This window comes from Vreelandella sp. EE27 (genome assembly GCF_968206495.1).
Genome location: NZ_OZ309109.1, coordinates 2,398,851 through 2,414,193 on the forward strand (window position 1 = coordinate 2,398,851; position 15,343 = coordinate 2,414,193).

Annotated in this window: 12 protein-coding genes; 1 reads left to right on the plus strand and 11 read right to left on the minus strand. The window is 49.3% G+C overall.

All coding sequences use genetic code 11. From position 1 onward, the window contains the following. Positions 1–38 precede the first annotated feature (38 nt). The 5 genes from ACWHVV_RS11445 to ACWHVV_RS11465 form a co-directional block, all read right to left on the minus strand. The gene (locus tag ACWHVV_RS11445; protein ID WP_447926352.1) at positions 39–1,079 is read right to left on the minus strand and encodes a glycosyltransferase family 1 protein; all 1,041 of its coding nucleotides are present in this window, start codon (positions 1,077–1,079) and stop codon (positions 39–41) included. 175 nt (positions 1,080–1,254) lie between these two features. Next, a complete protein-coding gene (gene cysQ / locus ACWHVV_RS11450) occupies positions 1,255–2,022 on the minus strand; it encodes a 3'(2'),5'-bisphosphate nucleotidase CysQ (protein ID WP_447926353.1) in 768 nt (255 codons plus the stop codon). An 84-nt stretch (positions 2,023–2,106) separates the two neighbouring features. Continuing rightward, positions 2,107–4,011, minus strand: a complete 1,905-nt coding sequence (cysN, locus tag ACWHVV_RS11455) for a sulfate adenylyltransferase subunit CysN (RefSeq protein ID WP_447926354.1) — start codon at positions 4,009–4,011, stop codon at positions 2,107–2,109. After that, the gene (cysD, locus tag ACWHVV_RS11460) at positions 4,011–4,913 is read right to left on the minus strand and encodes a sulfate adenylyltransferase subunit CysD (RefSeq protein ID WP_447929143.1); all 903 of its coding nucleotides are present in this window, start codon (positions 4,911–4,913) and stop codon (positions 4,011–4,013) included. Before cysD ends, cysN begins: the two co-directional genes overlap by 1 nt. A gap of 39 nt (positions 4,914–4,952) precedes the next feature. Beyond that, the gene (locus ACWHVV_RS11465) at positions 4,953–5,693 is read right to left on the minus strand and encodes a helix-turn-helix domain-containing protein (protein ID WP_447926355.1); all 741 of its coding nucleotides are present in this window, start codon (positions 5,691–5,693) and stop codon (positions 4,953–4,955) included. Positions 5,694–5,860: 167 nt separating this feature from the next. Here ACWHVV_RS11465 and ACWHVV_RS11470 point away from each other — a divergent pair, with 167 nt between their 5' ends. Then, complete coding sequence (locus ACWHVV_RS11470) at positions 5,861–7,588, plus strand: SLC13 family permease (RefSeq protein WP_447926356.1); 1,728 nt, start codon at positions 5,861–5,863, stop codon at positions 7,586–7,588. Positions 7,589–7,692: 104 nt separating this feature from the next. Here ACWHVV_RS11470 and ACWHVV_RS11475 read toward each other — a convergent pair whose 3' ends face one another. From ACWHVV_RS11475 to ACWHVV_RS11500, 6 genes are all read right to left on the minus strand, one after another. Then, a complete protein-coding gene (locus tag ACWHVV_RS11475; protein ID WP_447926357.1) occupies positions 7,693–9,924 on the minus strand; it encodes a glycosyltransferase family 2 protein in 2,232 nt (743 codons plus the stop codon). Between the two features lie 87 nt (positions 9,925–10,011). Then, entirely contained in the window at positions 10,012–10,956 is a 945-nt protein-coding gene (locus ACWHVV_RS11480) for a sulfotransferase family 2 domain-containing protein (protein ID WP_447926358.1), read from the minus strand. Positions 10,957–11,027: 71 nt separating this feature from the next. Then, the gene (locus tag ACWHVV_RS11485) at positions 11,028–11,684 is read right to left on the minus strand and encodes an HAD family hydrolase (RefSeq protein ID WP_447926359.1); all 657 of its coding nucleotides are present in this window, start codon (positions 11,682–11,684) and stop codon (positions 11,028–11,030) included. Continuing rightward, on the minus strand, positions 11,681–12,373 hold the full coding sequence (locus ACWHVV_RS11490) for an acylneuraminate cytidylyltransferase family protein (protein ID WP_447926360.1): 693 nt from the start codon (positions 12,371–12,373) through the stop codon (positions 11,681–11,683). Before ACWHVV_RS11490 ends, ACWHVV_RS11485 begins: the two co-directional genes overlap by 4 nt. Then, a complete protein-coding gene (locus ACWHVV_RS11495; protein WP_447926361.1) occupies positions 12,370–13,974 on the minus strand; it encodes an aldolase catalytic domain-containing protein in 1,605 nt (534 codons plus the stop codon). Before ACWHVV_RS11495 ends, ACWHVV_RS11490 begins: the two co-directional genes overlap by 4 nt. Positions 13,975–13,995: 21 nt before the next feature. Further along, a complete protein-coding gene (locus ACWHVV_RS11500; RefSeq protein ID WP_447926362.1) occupies positions 13,996–15,297 on the minus strand; it encodes a hypothetical protein in 1,302 nt (433 codons plus the stop codon). Positions 15,298–15,343 lie beyond the last annotated feature (46 nt).

Genomic DNA, 15,343 nt, shown 5'->3' on the forward strand with positions numbered 1-15,343 from the left:
TCGGGCTCCTACAAAAGCCGGTGGCAATCCGGGGTTGGCTATACATTCATCCAAAAATCGGCGGTATGTTCCGGGTTGCCGATGCGTTGGGCGTCCTGGGCGGCCTGGGCGGCCATTTGGGCGGTGGCTTGGGGGTTTTCCAGCAGTTGGGTGATGGCGGCTTGCCACTGCTTGGGGTCGTCGTTTGCCAACAGGCCGTTTTCGCCGTGGCGTACGACCTCGGTGTAGGGGTAGCGGTTGGAGTACACGCCTACTGCGCCCATGGCGGCGATATCCAGAAACTTGATGAAGGATTTACCCCCGTTGAAGGGGGTATCCCATAGCGGCGCCAGCCCGATGTGTATGCGCTGGCGGCGCTGGTAGGCCTGAAATGCCTGCCAGCCAAGCGGTGTGGGTGTGTCTACCCGGGGAAGCGTTGCCAGTGCGGGGGGCGTGTATTCGCCCAGCATGATTTCCAGGCGGGTGTCATCGCGATGGGTTTGTATAGCGCTGAGCGCCGGGGTGATATGTTCAAGATCCGGCAGGTGGGCGCGGGTGCCGTGAAAGCCCAACTGCCACGGGCTTTCACTACTCGGGCCGGCCTCGAAATGATGGCGAGAAGGCAGCGGCGCCAGCAAAGCCGGTGTGAGTACCCGAACGTTTGCGTGAAAAGCGCGTAGCCGCTGGGCCAGCTGTTCGCTGCAGGCCACAACGGTATCGGACAGCGCAAACAGTCGGGGCTGAAGCGCGGCAATGCGCGCCATGCGTTCGCGGTATGCGCTGGGCAGCGCCGTGTCGCGTGCAGCAGCTGGCAGGTCGTCGTCAATAAGGTAAATGATCGAGCCGAACCGATCACGGTGGCGCTCCAGCCACGCAAGCCAGCTCGGTGATAGTGAGCGGCAAATCACCAGGTGGTGGTCACGCAAATGCTCACGAAAGCGCCATTGCCGCCACCAGGCCGATACGGAGGTACGCGAAGCGAGCACCCGCTGAACGCGATGCCCCTGCGCTTCAAGCAGCACCGCCGCCGAGGCGAGTAAATAAATATCCTCCGTCGGCCGCGCTCCATCGCTCAATACCGTCCAATGCTGGCCGCTCACAAAGGCTCCTTTAGATGGGTGTTCAGCAAATGGTCAGCGCTACGAACGCCATTCGCCCAGTAGAGAAAGGTAAAGAGCTTGCGAGGTGCCTGCAATGGTGGTGCCATCGAATCAATCAGCAGCGCTTGGCGCTGTCTTTCGCGGGTCGATGCTAAAGTCCTCTTGTTGCCCGAACTTAATTTCCCCATACAACAAAATATGGGTTGAGCTTCTCGCTGGGGTTAGCGTAACTAAGCGGCACACCCTCCAGTGTCTCCACGCGGCCACCCGCTTGGCGAACGATAGCGTCAGCCGCGCCGGTATCCCACAGGCACGTTGGTCCTAAACGGGGGTAAACATCGGCCTTGCCTTCAGCGATAGCACAAAGCTTTAGCGAACTTCCCATCGGCACCATATCGTGGGCCCCCAATTTTTCCAGCCAAGCCGCCAGGTCCGGGCTTGGATGAGAGCGACTGCCGACAACACGCCAGGCTTCTTGAGGCTCGGGCATACCGGCCACACTGAGCGTATGGCGCTCGCCATTCGCTTCGATTTTAAACGCCCCCAGGCCTTTCGCGGCCACGTAGGCCACATCCAGCGCAGGCGCTGTGACTACGCCAAGGATGGGTGTGCCCTGTTCGATCAAAGCGATATTGACGGTAAATTCGTCGTTACGCTTGATAAACTCTTTGGTGCCATCCAAGGGGTCCACCAGCCAATACCGGCCGTGTTCGTCCAGGCCCGAAAAACCTTCGGCATCCTCTTCCGAAAGAATCGGTAACTGAATAGGCAACGCTTGAAGGCCCTTCATAATAACCAGATGAGCCGCTTGATCGGCCTCTGTCAGGGGGCTTTTATCTGCTTTTTCCTCCACACTGAACTCGCGACTATATACTTGCATAATAGCCTTGTTAGCCTCGCGAGCAATCTGCTCTACCGCGTCCAGCAACGCTTGATCGATCATGTAGCAAGTCCTGTATCAAAAAAAGCCACCCTGCAATGAAACATCACCCCAGGGTGGTTTGAATCAGCTCGTTAAAATCCGGGCTTAATTAATAAACCCACGAGAGCGCAACGCCTCGATCACCGCATCGGCGGCTTCTGCGGCGCTCATTTCGGAAGTTGCCAAGTGAATGTCCGGCGATTCGGGGGCTTCATAAGCCGAATCAATGCCGGTAAAGTTCTTGAGCTCTCCACGACGGGCCTTTTTATAGAGCCCTTTTGGATCCCTAGCTTCAACAACGTCCAGCGGTGCATCGACAAAGATTTCGACGAACTCGTTCTCTTCCAGCAAGTCACGGGCCAGTTGGCGCTCGCTACGAAACGGCGAGATAAAAGCAGACATCACGATCAGGCCAGCATCGACCATGAGCTTAGCGGTTTCGGCCACGCGGCGTACGTTCTCCACCCGGTCGGCGTCGGTGAAGCCGAGGTCACGGTTCAAACCGTGACGAACGTTATCGCCATCCAGCAGGTAGGTATGCTGGCCATTGGCAAACAGTTTTTTCTCGACCAGGTTGGCAATCGTCGATTTACCTGCGCCAGAGAGACCGGTAAACCAAAGTACCGCAGGTTTTTGCGCTTTGGCCAAGGCGCGCGCCTTCTTGTCGATATCCACATGCTGCATGTGAATATTCTGACTACGCCGTAGCGCAAAATGGAGCATGCCCGCGCCAACCGTATTGTTGGTCATACGGTCGATAAGAATAAAACCACCGGTATCCTGGTTATCCTTATACGCATCGAAGGCGACGGCCCGGTTCAAACTAATCGTACAAACACCAATACCGTTCAGATCCAGCTGTTTGCCCGCTGTGTGCTCAAGCGTGTTGACGTTGACCTGGTACTTGATGCTGGTCACGGTTGCCGAAACCGTTTGCGTTCCCAGCTTCATCAAATACGGACGCCCCGACAGAAGCTGCGACTCATCCATCCATACCAGCGTCGTTTCGAACTGGTCGGCGGTATGCGCCGGGTTGTCAACGCCGGATATGATATCGCCCCTTGAGATATCGATTTCATCGTCGAGCAGCAGCGTGATGGATTGGCCTGCTACCGCTTCGTCCAGGTCACCATCGAAGGTGTAAATACGCGCGACAGTACTGCTCTTACCAGAGGGCTGAACACGGATTTCGTCCCCCGGACGAACCTTCCCGCTGGAAATCATCCCGGCAAAACCGCGGAAATCCAGATTGGGACGATTCACCCACTGAACAGGCATCCGAAACGGAGAGCGCTGCAGGCGCTCATCATCCACTTCGACGGTTTCCAGATAGCCCATCAGGGTCGTACCGTGGTACCAAGGCATTTTAGCGCTGTGCTCGGTAACGTTGTCACCCTTTAGCGCCGACATGGGAATGAAGGTTATGTTCTCCAACCCCAACTGCTTGGCGAACGCACGGTACTCTTCCACGATTTCGTCAAAGCGTTCTTGAGAGTAGTCCACCAGGTCCATCTTGTTGATGGCGACGATCACATGGCGCATCCCCATGATCGACATCAAAAAGCTGTGCCGGCGGGTCTGGGTGAGAATACCGTGGCGGGCATCGACCATCAAAATGGCGGCGTCCGCGTTAGAGGCACCCGTCACCATGTTACGCGTGTACTGCTCGTGCCCCGGCGTGTCCGCCACGATGAACTTACGCTTATTGGTAGAGAAGAACCGATAAGCCACATCGATCGTAATGCCCTGTTCGCGCTCGGCGGCTAGGCCATCTACCAGTAGCGCAAAGTCGATATCGCCACCTTGAGTGCCATACTTTTTCGAGTCGGCTTCGATGGATGCGAGCTGATCTTCAAAAAGCAGCTTGGATTCGAACAGCAAACGGCCAATCAGCGTGCTTTTCCCGTCATCGACGCTGCCGCAAGTGATAAACCGCAGCAGGCCCTTGTGCTCATGCGCTTTTAAGTAGCCCTCAATATCTTCGGCTATCAGGTCTGATGAGTGCGACATTAGAAGTACCCCTCTTGCTTTTTCTTCTCCATGGATGCCGCACTATCGTGATCGATTACACGCCCCTGGCGCTCAGACGTATTGGTGAGCAGCATCTCTTGAATAATCGCGGGCAGCGTATCGGCCTCGGACTCCACAGCACCGGTAAGCGGATAACAACCCAGCGTACGAAAGCGAACCTTACGCATCATGGGCACTTCGCCGGGCTCCAATGGCATACGCTCGTCATCTACCATAATCAAAGCGCCGTCGCGCTCTACTACTGGCCGCTCAGCCGAGTAGTAGAGGGGAACGATGGGAATATTTTGTAAATGGATATATTGCCAGATATCTAGCTCTGTCCAGTTGGAAAGCGGGAATACACGAATCGACTCTTTAGTGTGTTTACGCGTATTGAACAGCTTCCAGAGCTCTGGGCGCTGGTTTTTGGGGTCCCATCGGTGCTGGGCTGTACGGAAAGAGAATATCCGCTCCTTAGCACGTGACTTCTCTTCATCACGACGAGCACCACCAAACGCCGCATCGAACCCGTGCTTATCCATGGCTTGCTTGAGGCCTTCGGTCTTCATCACATCGGTATGAATCGCCGAACCATGGGTAAAAGGGTTGATATCTTTTTCTACCCCTTCCGGGTTGATATGCACGATGAGCTCCATGCCGGTTTCTTCCGCCATTTTATTGCGAAAGTCGTACATCGCGCGGAACTTCCAACGGGTATCGACATGAAGGAGTGGAAACGGCGGCGGCGCTGGGGCAAACGCCTTGCGCGCCAGGTGAAGCATAACGGCGGAATCCTTGCCTATGGAGTAGAGCATCACCGGGTTTTCGGTTTCGGCGACGACTTCTCGCATAATTTGTATGCTTTCAGCTTCCAGCCGCTGTAAATGGGTGAGTGACGTCATCATCTGTCCCAACGTTAGGTTAAAAAACTGTTCATGGTGCTAGGCTGTCAAGCTCATATCGACAGGGACTGGCACTAACCAGAACTGCGTTTGTTGCGCCAACCAAGTCATCACTTCCGGACTGGCCGAAAGCCAGGCACCGTGAAATACCAAAACGGTTGGTGCTCTAAAGGCAAGTGACCGCATTACCGCTAGGTAATCCTCGGCCGTGGGAGGACGTGTAAAGCATCGCATCCACAAACGGCCACGCACCCCATGTAAATAAACCTGATAGATAGACATATTTGGGTGATCGACCCTGCGTACTCCGCCTTGCCAGCGCGACTCTTTAGCGTCGAGCTGTGCCAAAGCGGGCGCTACCGACTGACGATACCAACGGCCTTGCTGGGTCCGCTTTTTCGCAAAACGCTCCAGCCCCCAAGGCTCATGTTTAAGACCTTGAGCCTCCCACCAGTGTTCTATCGTCCGCTGAGAAATGTCTAAATCAACCCGCTCACAAAGCTCATTAGACAAACTCATGCTATTCCAGCCAAGGGCATTTAAAGAGGGAGGTGAATAGAGAAGTTCCCACAACACTTGCTGAGCGGTGTTACCAAGTACATTCGCCTGGCCTTTCGAACGACCGCGAGGCTTTACCGACACTGCAGGCCAACCGCCTTCGCGAAACGCTTTCCATGCAGCCGAGACTGTCGGCCCGGAAAGCCCCGTACGCTGGCTAGCCACCGCCACCGTAAAGCCATCCAAACGCAGCTTTACAGCCTGTTTGCGTCGCTCATTCAAAACTTCAGGCGAAAAATGTTTAATGGCCAGAATCCCTTATAAGCCGTTGTTTTATAAAGATAAAAATAAATTTAAAATTCCCAATATAACAAGCATTAGACACCATCATAAAAGGCCGCGTAAAATCCAGCAAGTAGGCAAGTATTCAATGTTCAAAGGAACCCAGTATGGCACCATGGGCAGTTCTCTTATCCGTCGTGGCTTTGCTAGCCTTGCTCGTCAGTGGCAAAGTCAGACCGGCTATCGCCTTTGTCGTTTTAGCGTGCCTTTATTTATTGGCTGGCTTCATAGACACCAGCACTCTTCTTGCCCAGTACACCAACCCGGCGCTGGCTACGCTACTTTTGCTCCTGCTGGTATCTCTGGCGCTCGAGCGCTCCCCGCTGCTCGATTGGCTGTCTCGCTATTTATTGAAAGGCAACCCCCGCTTTGCAACCGCCAAACTCATGGCAAGTACGGCCACCCTTTCGGCTTTTTTGAACAACACCGCAATCGTGGCCGCTTTTTTAGGAGCTATCTCGCGGCAACAGGCCATTGCGCCCTCACGCCTACTCATCCCTCTCTCTTACGCCTCGATACTGGGTGGTATCACAACGCTGGTGGGCACCTCCACCAATCTGGTGGTCAACTCCTTCAATTTGAGCGCCAGTGGTAGTGAGCTGGGCATGTTCCAATTCAGCCTGGTGGGTGTACCGGTGGCGTTGCTGACCTTTGGGGTGCTGCTGTGGCGCGCCAATTCGCTGCCCCACCACCACTTGGAGGACACCAAGGAGAAGCTTTCCTACTTTTTGGCTGCCGATGTCGAAGCCAGTTCATCGATGATCGGCAAAAGTATCGAAGAGAACGGCCTACGCAGCCTGGATGGGCTCTACCTGCTAGAGATAGAGCGACAGGGCCGACTGCTTAGCCCGGTAGCCCCGGATGAGTACCTACAAGCCGGGGATACGCTGGTATTCACGGGAGAGGTAAGCAAAGTGCAGGCGCTTCAGCGCTTTCAGGGGCTCAAGCTATTTGGTCATCAAGCGGACAGCTTACTGGCTACCAATTTGGTCGAAGTGGTCATTACGCATGAATCCGAGCTTTCCGGCAAGACACTTCAGGATGTCGATTTCCGTAGCATGTTTAGTGCCGGCGTGGTGGGTATTCGCCGTGGTGACAAACGCCTTGAAGGCCAGCTTGGCAAGATAATACTGCGCACGGGCGATTGCCTGCTACTGGCAGTAAGCGCAGACTTTCGTCAACGGCGTAACCTGGACCGCAATTTTCATCTGCTCAGCGGCAGTTTCAAGCGCCCACAGCTTAGCCACCGGGAAAGCATCATTACCCTGGGCGGGTTTGCCAGCGTTATTGCCCTGGCCACGGCAAATATTTTGAGTCTATTCGAGGGTCTACTCGTTTTACTGGGCGGGCTGTTAATTCTAAAGGTGGTTAGCCTGGCAGAACTGCGCCGACGCTTTCCTTTCGAGCTATGGCTCATCATAGGGTCGGCGCTGGCACTCGCCCAGGCCATGGAACGCACGGGTGCTGCCGCCATGCTGGCCAGTGGCATGCAGTTTCTTTCCAGTGGTCATGGCGTTTATGCCGCCTTTATAGGGTGCTATATATTAACGCTGTTGTTGACCGAAACAGTCACCAATAATGCGGCCGCGGCGCTGGCCTTTCCCATTGCCTGGAGCACGGCCCAGGCATTTGGTGTCGACCCCATGCCCTTCGTACTCGCGGTGGCCTATGGTGCCAGCGCCTGTTTTCTGATTCCGTTCGGCTACCAAACCCACTTGATGGTTTATTCACCCGGGCGCTATCAAATTGCGGATTTTCTCAGGATAGGCTTGCCCGTTAGCCTGACCTATTCAGCCGCAGTGCTGACTCTTACTCCACTCGTTTTTCCCTTCTAAATACGCAGTAGCCTCCGCCCAAAGGGGGTTGAGCCTTTAACCGGGGATAACCCGACAAAGCGAATATTTAGATACAAAAAAGGCCCTCTAAAGGGCCTTTTTGATTACCTCAATGAAAAGTCTTCATGAATCAGCGTGAGGTTAGGATTATAGGCGGGGTCATTGTCGAGCTGCTCGCCCCATCGCTCGCGCATATAGGCAACCTCTTTAGACGCACGCGAGCGCTTTTTAGCGTTGTTTTCCGCCCCGCGAGAGATGGACTCATGGTGGTAAAGCTCGGCATGAGGCGTCCAAAGATTACGATAGCCCGCCTCGCGCACCTTAAGACAAAAATCGACATCGTTGAAAGCGACGGTAAGCTCTTGCTCATTCAAACCCTCGACCTGTTCATAAACCGATCTGCGAACGAGCAGGCAGGCCGCCGTTACTGCCGAGAGTCTCTGCGCCAAATGTAACCGAGTAAAATAACCAATTGCATTACGCGTAAAGTATTTATGCGCGTGCCCGGCGACACCGCCAATACCCAAAATAACGCCCGCATGCTGTACCGTGTCGTTGGGATAGTAAAGTTTAGCGCCTACACAACCTATTTCAGTCCGGCATACCTGAACAACCATCTCGGTTAGCCAGTCATCGTTAATAGGCTCAATATCGTTATTGACCAGCCCAATAATCTCACCCTTGGCATGCGCCGCACCAAAGTTATTGATCGCCGAATAGTTAAAAGGCTCGGGCCAGTGAAGTACGCGCACACGGGCATCGCGGCTTTCTACCTCACGCATATAGCGCAAGGTTTCTTCACACGTGCTTCCATTATCGAGAATCAGCAACTCAAAATGGCGGTAATCCGTACGCTCCAAAATGGCATCAACACAGGGCTTTAATATTTCGACACGGTCTTTGGTAGGAATCAATAAGCTAACGAGGGGCTCAGAAGCCGGTAAAGGCCAACGCACGCGATAGGTATTGGCAAACTGACCATGCTCGGCCACAGCGCCCGTATTCATCTCGGTTAAGTAAGCATTAACGGCCCTTAACCCCGCCTCTGAGGTATAATCCTTTTCGCCGCTATTCATCGCGGTCGAGCCCAGCGCTGCCCGCCAGTGATACAACACCTTAGGAATGTGAATAATCTGCTTATGAGAAAGCCTGGCCGTGACGCGCAACACCAGGTCGTGATCCTGGCTACCTTCGAAGCCTTCACGAAAGCACCCTACTTCGCGCAACAGGCTGGTACGATACACACCAAGATGAGAAATGTAGTTCTGTGCTAGCAGTAGATCTGGATTCCAACGAGGTTTGAAATGCGGGTCAAAGCGCTCGCCACTGTCTCCCAGTTTGTCTTCATCACTATAAAGCAGCCCAGCACCGGGGTTAGCCTGTAACGCTTTGGCTATTTCCAGTAATGCTTCAGGTGCCAGCAAGTCATCATGATCCAGTAGCGCTACAAATTCGCCTTCTGCCAGCGCCAATGCCGAGTTGCTGGCCGCACAAATATGGCCGTTGGATTCTCGGATCACGACCTTGATGCGGCTATCTTTCTCTATGTAGTCATCCAACGTTGCGGCAATAGCGGGGTCAGTCGAGGCATCATCCGCAATACAAAGCTGCCAGTGCGGATAAGCTTGACCGATAACGGAATCAATACAGCTTTTGAAGTGCTCGAGATTCGGGTTATAGACCGGCATAACCACGGAGATTAGCGGCGTAGAGGTAAGCGATGCCGCTTCAGCCGCCATATCACCTGTACTCGGGGTGGGTTGGTCGGCTAACCAATCCGAGTAACTACGCGTCACACAGACACGCTCAAACGTGGCGTTATACTCCGCCAGCGCCAGCTCGCGCCAGTGGCGTTTTTTTACTTGCGCTTTATTTTTAAGTGTAGGTAAAACAGATGCCTTACTCACCCCGCGCCACTCATGATGCATGGAAACAAGCCGATGCGCCAACCGATCGTGGGCAAACCAAGGCGTTAACCATACGCAGCGCAAATGTCGAATGGTGAACTGCCCCTCTGACTCGAGTGGGTCGAAGCGTATCGCATTAACGCCTGTTGGCATCCAGAACAACCGCTTGGTTACACGGCTCAGCTTCAAGGGCAGGTAAATGCTGGAGTCCTCATCAAACCCGTTGCCGAAGTCAAAATAGAGTTTAACGGCGGCAATAGCTTGGCTGTAGTCGATCGCCACTTCGAGCATTTGCCAACCCGGCAAAGGGAGGCCGCTGGTAATTAGAAATTGAGGATCGGCATCCGTTGCCAACCACTCAAAGTGGCTACCCTCTTCCTCGAGCAGTGGGCGTAAGCCGCTTTGCGGTGTTACGCGAAGATTTTTCACTAACAAAGTTACTTACCCTTTATCCATAAAGCACAAATCGAAAAAAAGTGTATCACCACTTTTCTGGAACGGCGATGCATCCTGCATTTACGCCGTATAGTGGCCGATCACTTGGCCCGTTTCGGATACCGAACACTCCACATAATCACCGGTCGCCAGAGGTTTCGAAAATGCGTGATGAAAACCTATATACCCCAGTCGAGGCGGGGCGAGCCGTAAAAGCCCAGGTCGCATATCTTTTGCAAGAACTTGACCATCCTGATTTCCGTTGATCCATACGTCAATATCGACAGGTTTTCGGTCTTTGGCAAACCACGCCCAGCCTCTTATCATTTGCTTATTGGCATCCTGAACAGCACCATGAACGTAGGGCAACCCTTTTTTGAATAGCGACAAGCGGGTTTCAAAAAGCTCTTTAGCCGAATTATAAAGAATAAAATCAGTCTTATTGAGCTCCATTAATTCTTTAACCACACCGTCGCTAAAATCGTAAGAAACCTTCTTTTTCGAGCGACCTCGGTTAAGTTCCACTGGGCGAATATCGATATTGTAATTATCGTTTAACTGTTCAAGGCTATTTGCATAATCTTCCGTAAGCCCTATAAAGCCCAGTGCTTCTATCGGCGCGCCTTGTAGAAGCCTGGACTGACGATCGATATAGCGTGGCTGGGTATAAAAGGACCTAAAGTCGCCTTGGTAATCATTGTGACGAACGAAGTGCTGATACTCTGAATAGACCCGCTGAATGGGGTCGCGCAAAAAAACGACCGTATTGTTAACGCCGAAAAGATGCAAATACTTATCCGCATGGACATGGCCGCTAAAAAACTTCGTCTCGTTATTTTGAATATGTGCAAAAAAATCGAGTCGATCTCCATTACCATAAATAATATCGGTTACGAATGAAGATGTTTCATCCGAGTCATCAGCATAGTCGTAAGCAACATGGCGTAGGCCAAAAAAAGCTTCACATGCTTTGCGAAAACTGGTACCCGCCGTCTTGGGTATATGTACAAAATATATTGGCTGCATTAATCCACCATAAAAAACAAAAAATCACCCAATGGCGAAATGCCAACTACATTAAAAATACGTTCACTGAATCAGTAAAGCTCGTTCATTGATGAGCAAACATGTAAATTCAAAGACTCACACCACCCTTTCCACCCCTCGACCTCGCTCCAGCTAGACATAAAAACGAAGTCAAGGCCTGCTGCGTTGGCTGCCTGATAATCGTATTTACTATCGCCGAGAAATAACGCGGGGGTCGTAATGTTTCCGGAAGCCAGCTCTCTTTCTAGTATAGTATCTTTTGTATCCGGACTACCAAAAATACCACCTTCAAACAGTATATCCAGCCCTCGAGCAGCAAACACTTCGCGAAGCTCAGACTGATCACCACCGGAAACGATTAACCAGCGAGCATTACGTGCCTTCTGCTTTAAAACTTCAAGCCCAGGTGCTATTTCACACTGCATTAAACCGTCACGCACCCTTGAGGCATAGCTATCCAAAAGTTCATCAAGACCGGGCCCAGATTGCCCCACTGCGATGCCCTCTAAAAAATAGGCAAACTTCTTGTAACGGGATATTCCACCATTATTAACGTGGTAATCTACGAGCCGTGACGCGGCAATTTCACCATAGGGTAAAGCAGTTTTATAGAATGCGTCTGTTTTTACGCGATTGGAATTTAATATTACTCCATCGCAGTCAAACAGCATACACTCATATTTAGACAAGTTATATTTCATGCTCATAAATCTGCCAAGCCCTTTTCAGCCATACACTCAGCTATTTGAAAATCTTCTGGCCAGTCAATATCATAACTTGTAAACTTATCCAAACTATATAGATAAGGTTTTTCCCCGATACGATCATTAATTCGATCATATATTTCTGTGGATGCTAGAAAGACACCGCTATTAACTTCATGAACTGGTTTTATTGTTTGTGTACGAGGCCATTTCTCTACCGTTCTATCATAATTCATTGGATGACTGTCCTGCCAAAGAAAAGCGTGTATCTCAGTGGTAGACATTAGAGAGTCGTAACCAGAGCCAAGCTGATCACGATACACACGAATAATTTGATCGTAATGTTGCTCTGTAATGAAAGGGGAAGTTACGTGTGTCCAAAGTATATGTCCATTCGGAATCAACTCAAGTGCATGGGCAACGAGTTGATCGGTACTCGTTGCACTTGATGAAAGATCCTCAACACGATGGTGTAAACGAATACTTGGCTCATTTAAAGATTTAGCAAACGCAATTATATCATCATCGTTAGTGGTAAGTACTATTTCGTCAATCAATTTCGATGACAAAAGCTGTTTAAGCTTTACTTCAATCAAGCCAAATTCAAAACCGGCAAAAGGCTTAATATTTTTTCTTAATACTCTTTGACTACCGGCTCGGCAAGGCAAAAAACACGTTACTTTATCGCTCATTGAACCATACCATAAATGCTTTTTTTAGTTACATCGTAGCGAGAAGGTGTAATTGCAATTAATGGCATTTCCACGTCAGTAGCCAAAAACTGCTTCACTATTTGGTTCATTTCATCGTTCCGGGGGTCCTCACCTTCATAGCCATCGAAACCAGCAAGGAGTATCTCACGGGCTTCACCACTCGTTGCCACCGCAAAAGCATAGGCCATTACTAATGAAGAAGGTAATGTACAATGAACTTGGCCAAACCCTAACTCTCCTGATGAAACGTTGAGTCCAAAATCCAAGACCTCTTTCCCTTCAAGAGATTCTCGAACATCCTCGGGTAGCATTGAGTAAGGAGTTATCAAAGGCTGGGGCAATTTCGAGTGCGTTTCACAGTCAGCCAATAGACGAACCGGATGGCACGCTAAACGCATATCTATCAACTCAGCTGAAATCGCCGTTTGCGTATTAAGAGCTAAAACAACCGGCTTATAGTTTTTAATGTAACTTTCCAATGCCTTACGATGTTTCGCCACACCAGGGCCCGTTCCTAGTATCAACACACTTTTTTCTTTAAGTTTTTCTTTAGGTGACCAGCTTCCTGAGGCTTCCACACCGAAAAAATGCCGAGCGGAGTCTAGTGTGTTAAAGCTGAACTTCTTGCCCCCTTCCAAGCGTAAATGTTCAATCACTGCCAATATATCTTCTTCATCGTACCTGGAATCACTTAGCATCTCTTGAATATAAGTAGGATGAATCCCGTATTTACCTGCCAGATAGTAATAAGGGTTAGTACCCCAACCATAGTGCTGCTGCATGGGTTTGAAATGCTTACGCAATAGTGTCATGAGGGGCACCATACTGATTTTCTGGCCCCGCCGTTCTGCTAGTTCAATTGCAAGCTCTTCAGTACGCGCATTACCCGGACCACGGCCCATCCCCGTCACAGTCGAATCTACCCAAGTAACGCCTTCATCTAAAGCACGGAGTGTGTTGGATAACGCAAGGCCAAGATTGTCGTGAGTATGGATTCCCATCGGCCCTGTCCACTCAGAACGCATCCACTGGATGATTTGAGCGGTCTGATCAGGGGTCATACTACCCATGCTGTCAGCAAAATAGAGAGCATCCAACGGGTAAGCACTAGCCTTACGTGCCAACGCCTTGACTTCTTCTTCAGTCCGGTCGGCTACCTGCATTAAGTTAAAACCGACTTTAAAGCCGCGCTCTTTTAGCCAGGTAACCGCAGGAAGCGCGTCTTGAAACTCATGAACATGACTAGCAATGCGCACAAGGTCTACGGGAGAGTTAGCGGCATTATTAGGAAATAAGCATTTTAATGCTTCCAGCTGGCGTACGCTACCTACTAACTCGCTGGCGTTAACCATAACGCCAACCATTATACCTGATGGAATTGTGAGACTTTTAATAAAATTATCAGTAGTAAATGCGCATGGACCTTGAAAACCATTATTTTTTAATGATCGAAGACCTAGCTCTATCACATCTACTCCTGCAGCTTGCATCGATTCCAGATAATCATTAATAACATTCTCTGAAAAATCCCAAGCGTTGTAATAACCACCATCGCGAAGCGTACAATCTAAAAAAACCATAAATACTCCATGATTAAAAATTTATATTTTTTTGCAACCTAAGATATCTGCCAAAGCATTATAGACAACCTCCCAATCAATACTATAACTAATATGCATTGGATGACCAGAGCCTATGTCTTTAACATATTTTTTATCAATGAAGCTTATATTTTTCCCATAAGAATCTGGATGACTAATCAGCTTAGTATTAGAGTGAACGACACCATCTTTTTTAGAAAATCTTAATGGAACTAAACAACCACTACCTGCATTAGCAATAAAACAACTAACATTATTGCAAATTGCACTTTTTTCAATGTAATCGAGCCCAACTAAAATTTCAAAAAAAATATTACTATAATTATTACAGCAGCGTATTATTTCATTGGCCACATCTAAGTCTTCTGGATAGCTTTCTTTTTCTCCATATTTCGATGTCATACCATCAATGTTTACCTCAACTCTGGAATACTGTAAGGCAAGCATTTTTATTATTTTACTATAACCTTCAACCTGTTCTACCCACGCACGCTTTTGACCTGTAATTCCAATCCAAATAGATACTGATTTGACGGGTGTAATTTTTCTCGAGACTTCAGGATGCTCACTTATAGAATATGACTTTATAAAATCTTCCATTTCGTGCGTACACTCTTTAACATAATCATCTCTAACTGTTAGCAGTTGATTATGAGACAGGCATGCCACTGACCAAAATACGGCTTCTTTTTCTTTTTTGTGAACAACTTCATTGTTGGGATGTGCAGCCTTACCACTTAAAAAAGTACTTTTATTTTCTAAAATCTTTTTATCTAACGGTAATTTTAGTGATAAAAAATTTCGATACTTGTCGTAAAAAAAGTGATGTGGCCTTGGACTATTTATCATTACACCTTTTAGTTTATTACATCTATCAAAATACGATCCCAAATCTTTCTCATTATTAAAGAACTTAAGTGCTTCATTATATGCTTCTTTAGAATGCACATAATCAAATATATCAAATGGTGAAAAAGCCCCATAGCCATTTGTTATAATTAAATTAACACAATCAGAATGCTGAACTATTACCCATTCAGAACCAGCATCATCCCCTTTAAAGAAAACAAAATTACACAAACCAATTTGCTTGCTGGTCGTACTGTATGTTTCATTCTTTAACACCGGATGTAAGAACAACAAGGAATCTTTTTTTAGTAGATCATTAACTAAAAAATGAAGTTTTTTAAGCTCCCTGTAATGCAAACAACTTAATATGTCACCGAAGACACCTTTAGTATCTTTTATGAAATTATCGCTTATAGTCTCAACCTTGCTCAAAGAACTTATGAAAGAATACATTTTATCTCCTTACAAAAATCTTTCATTAATCTTTTAGCTAAAATAC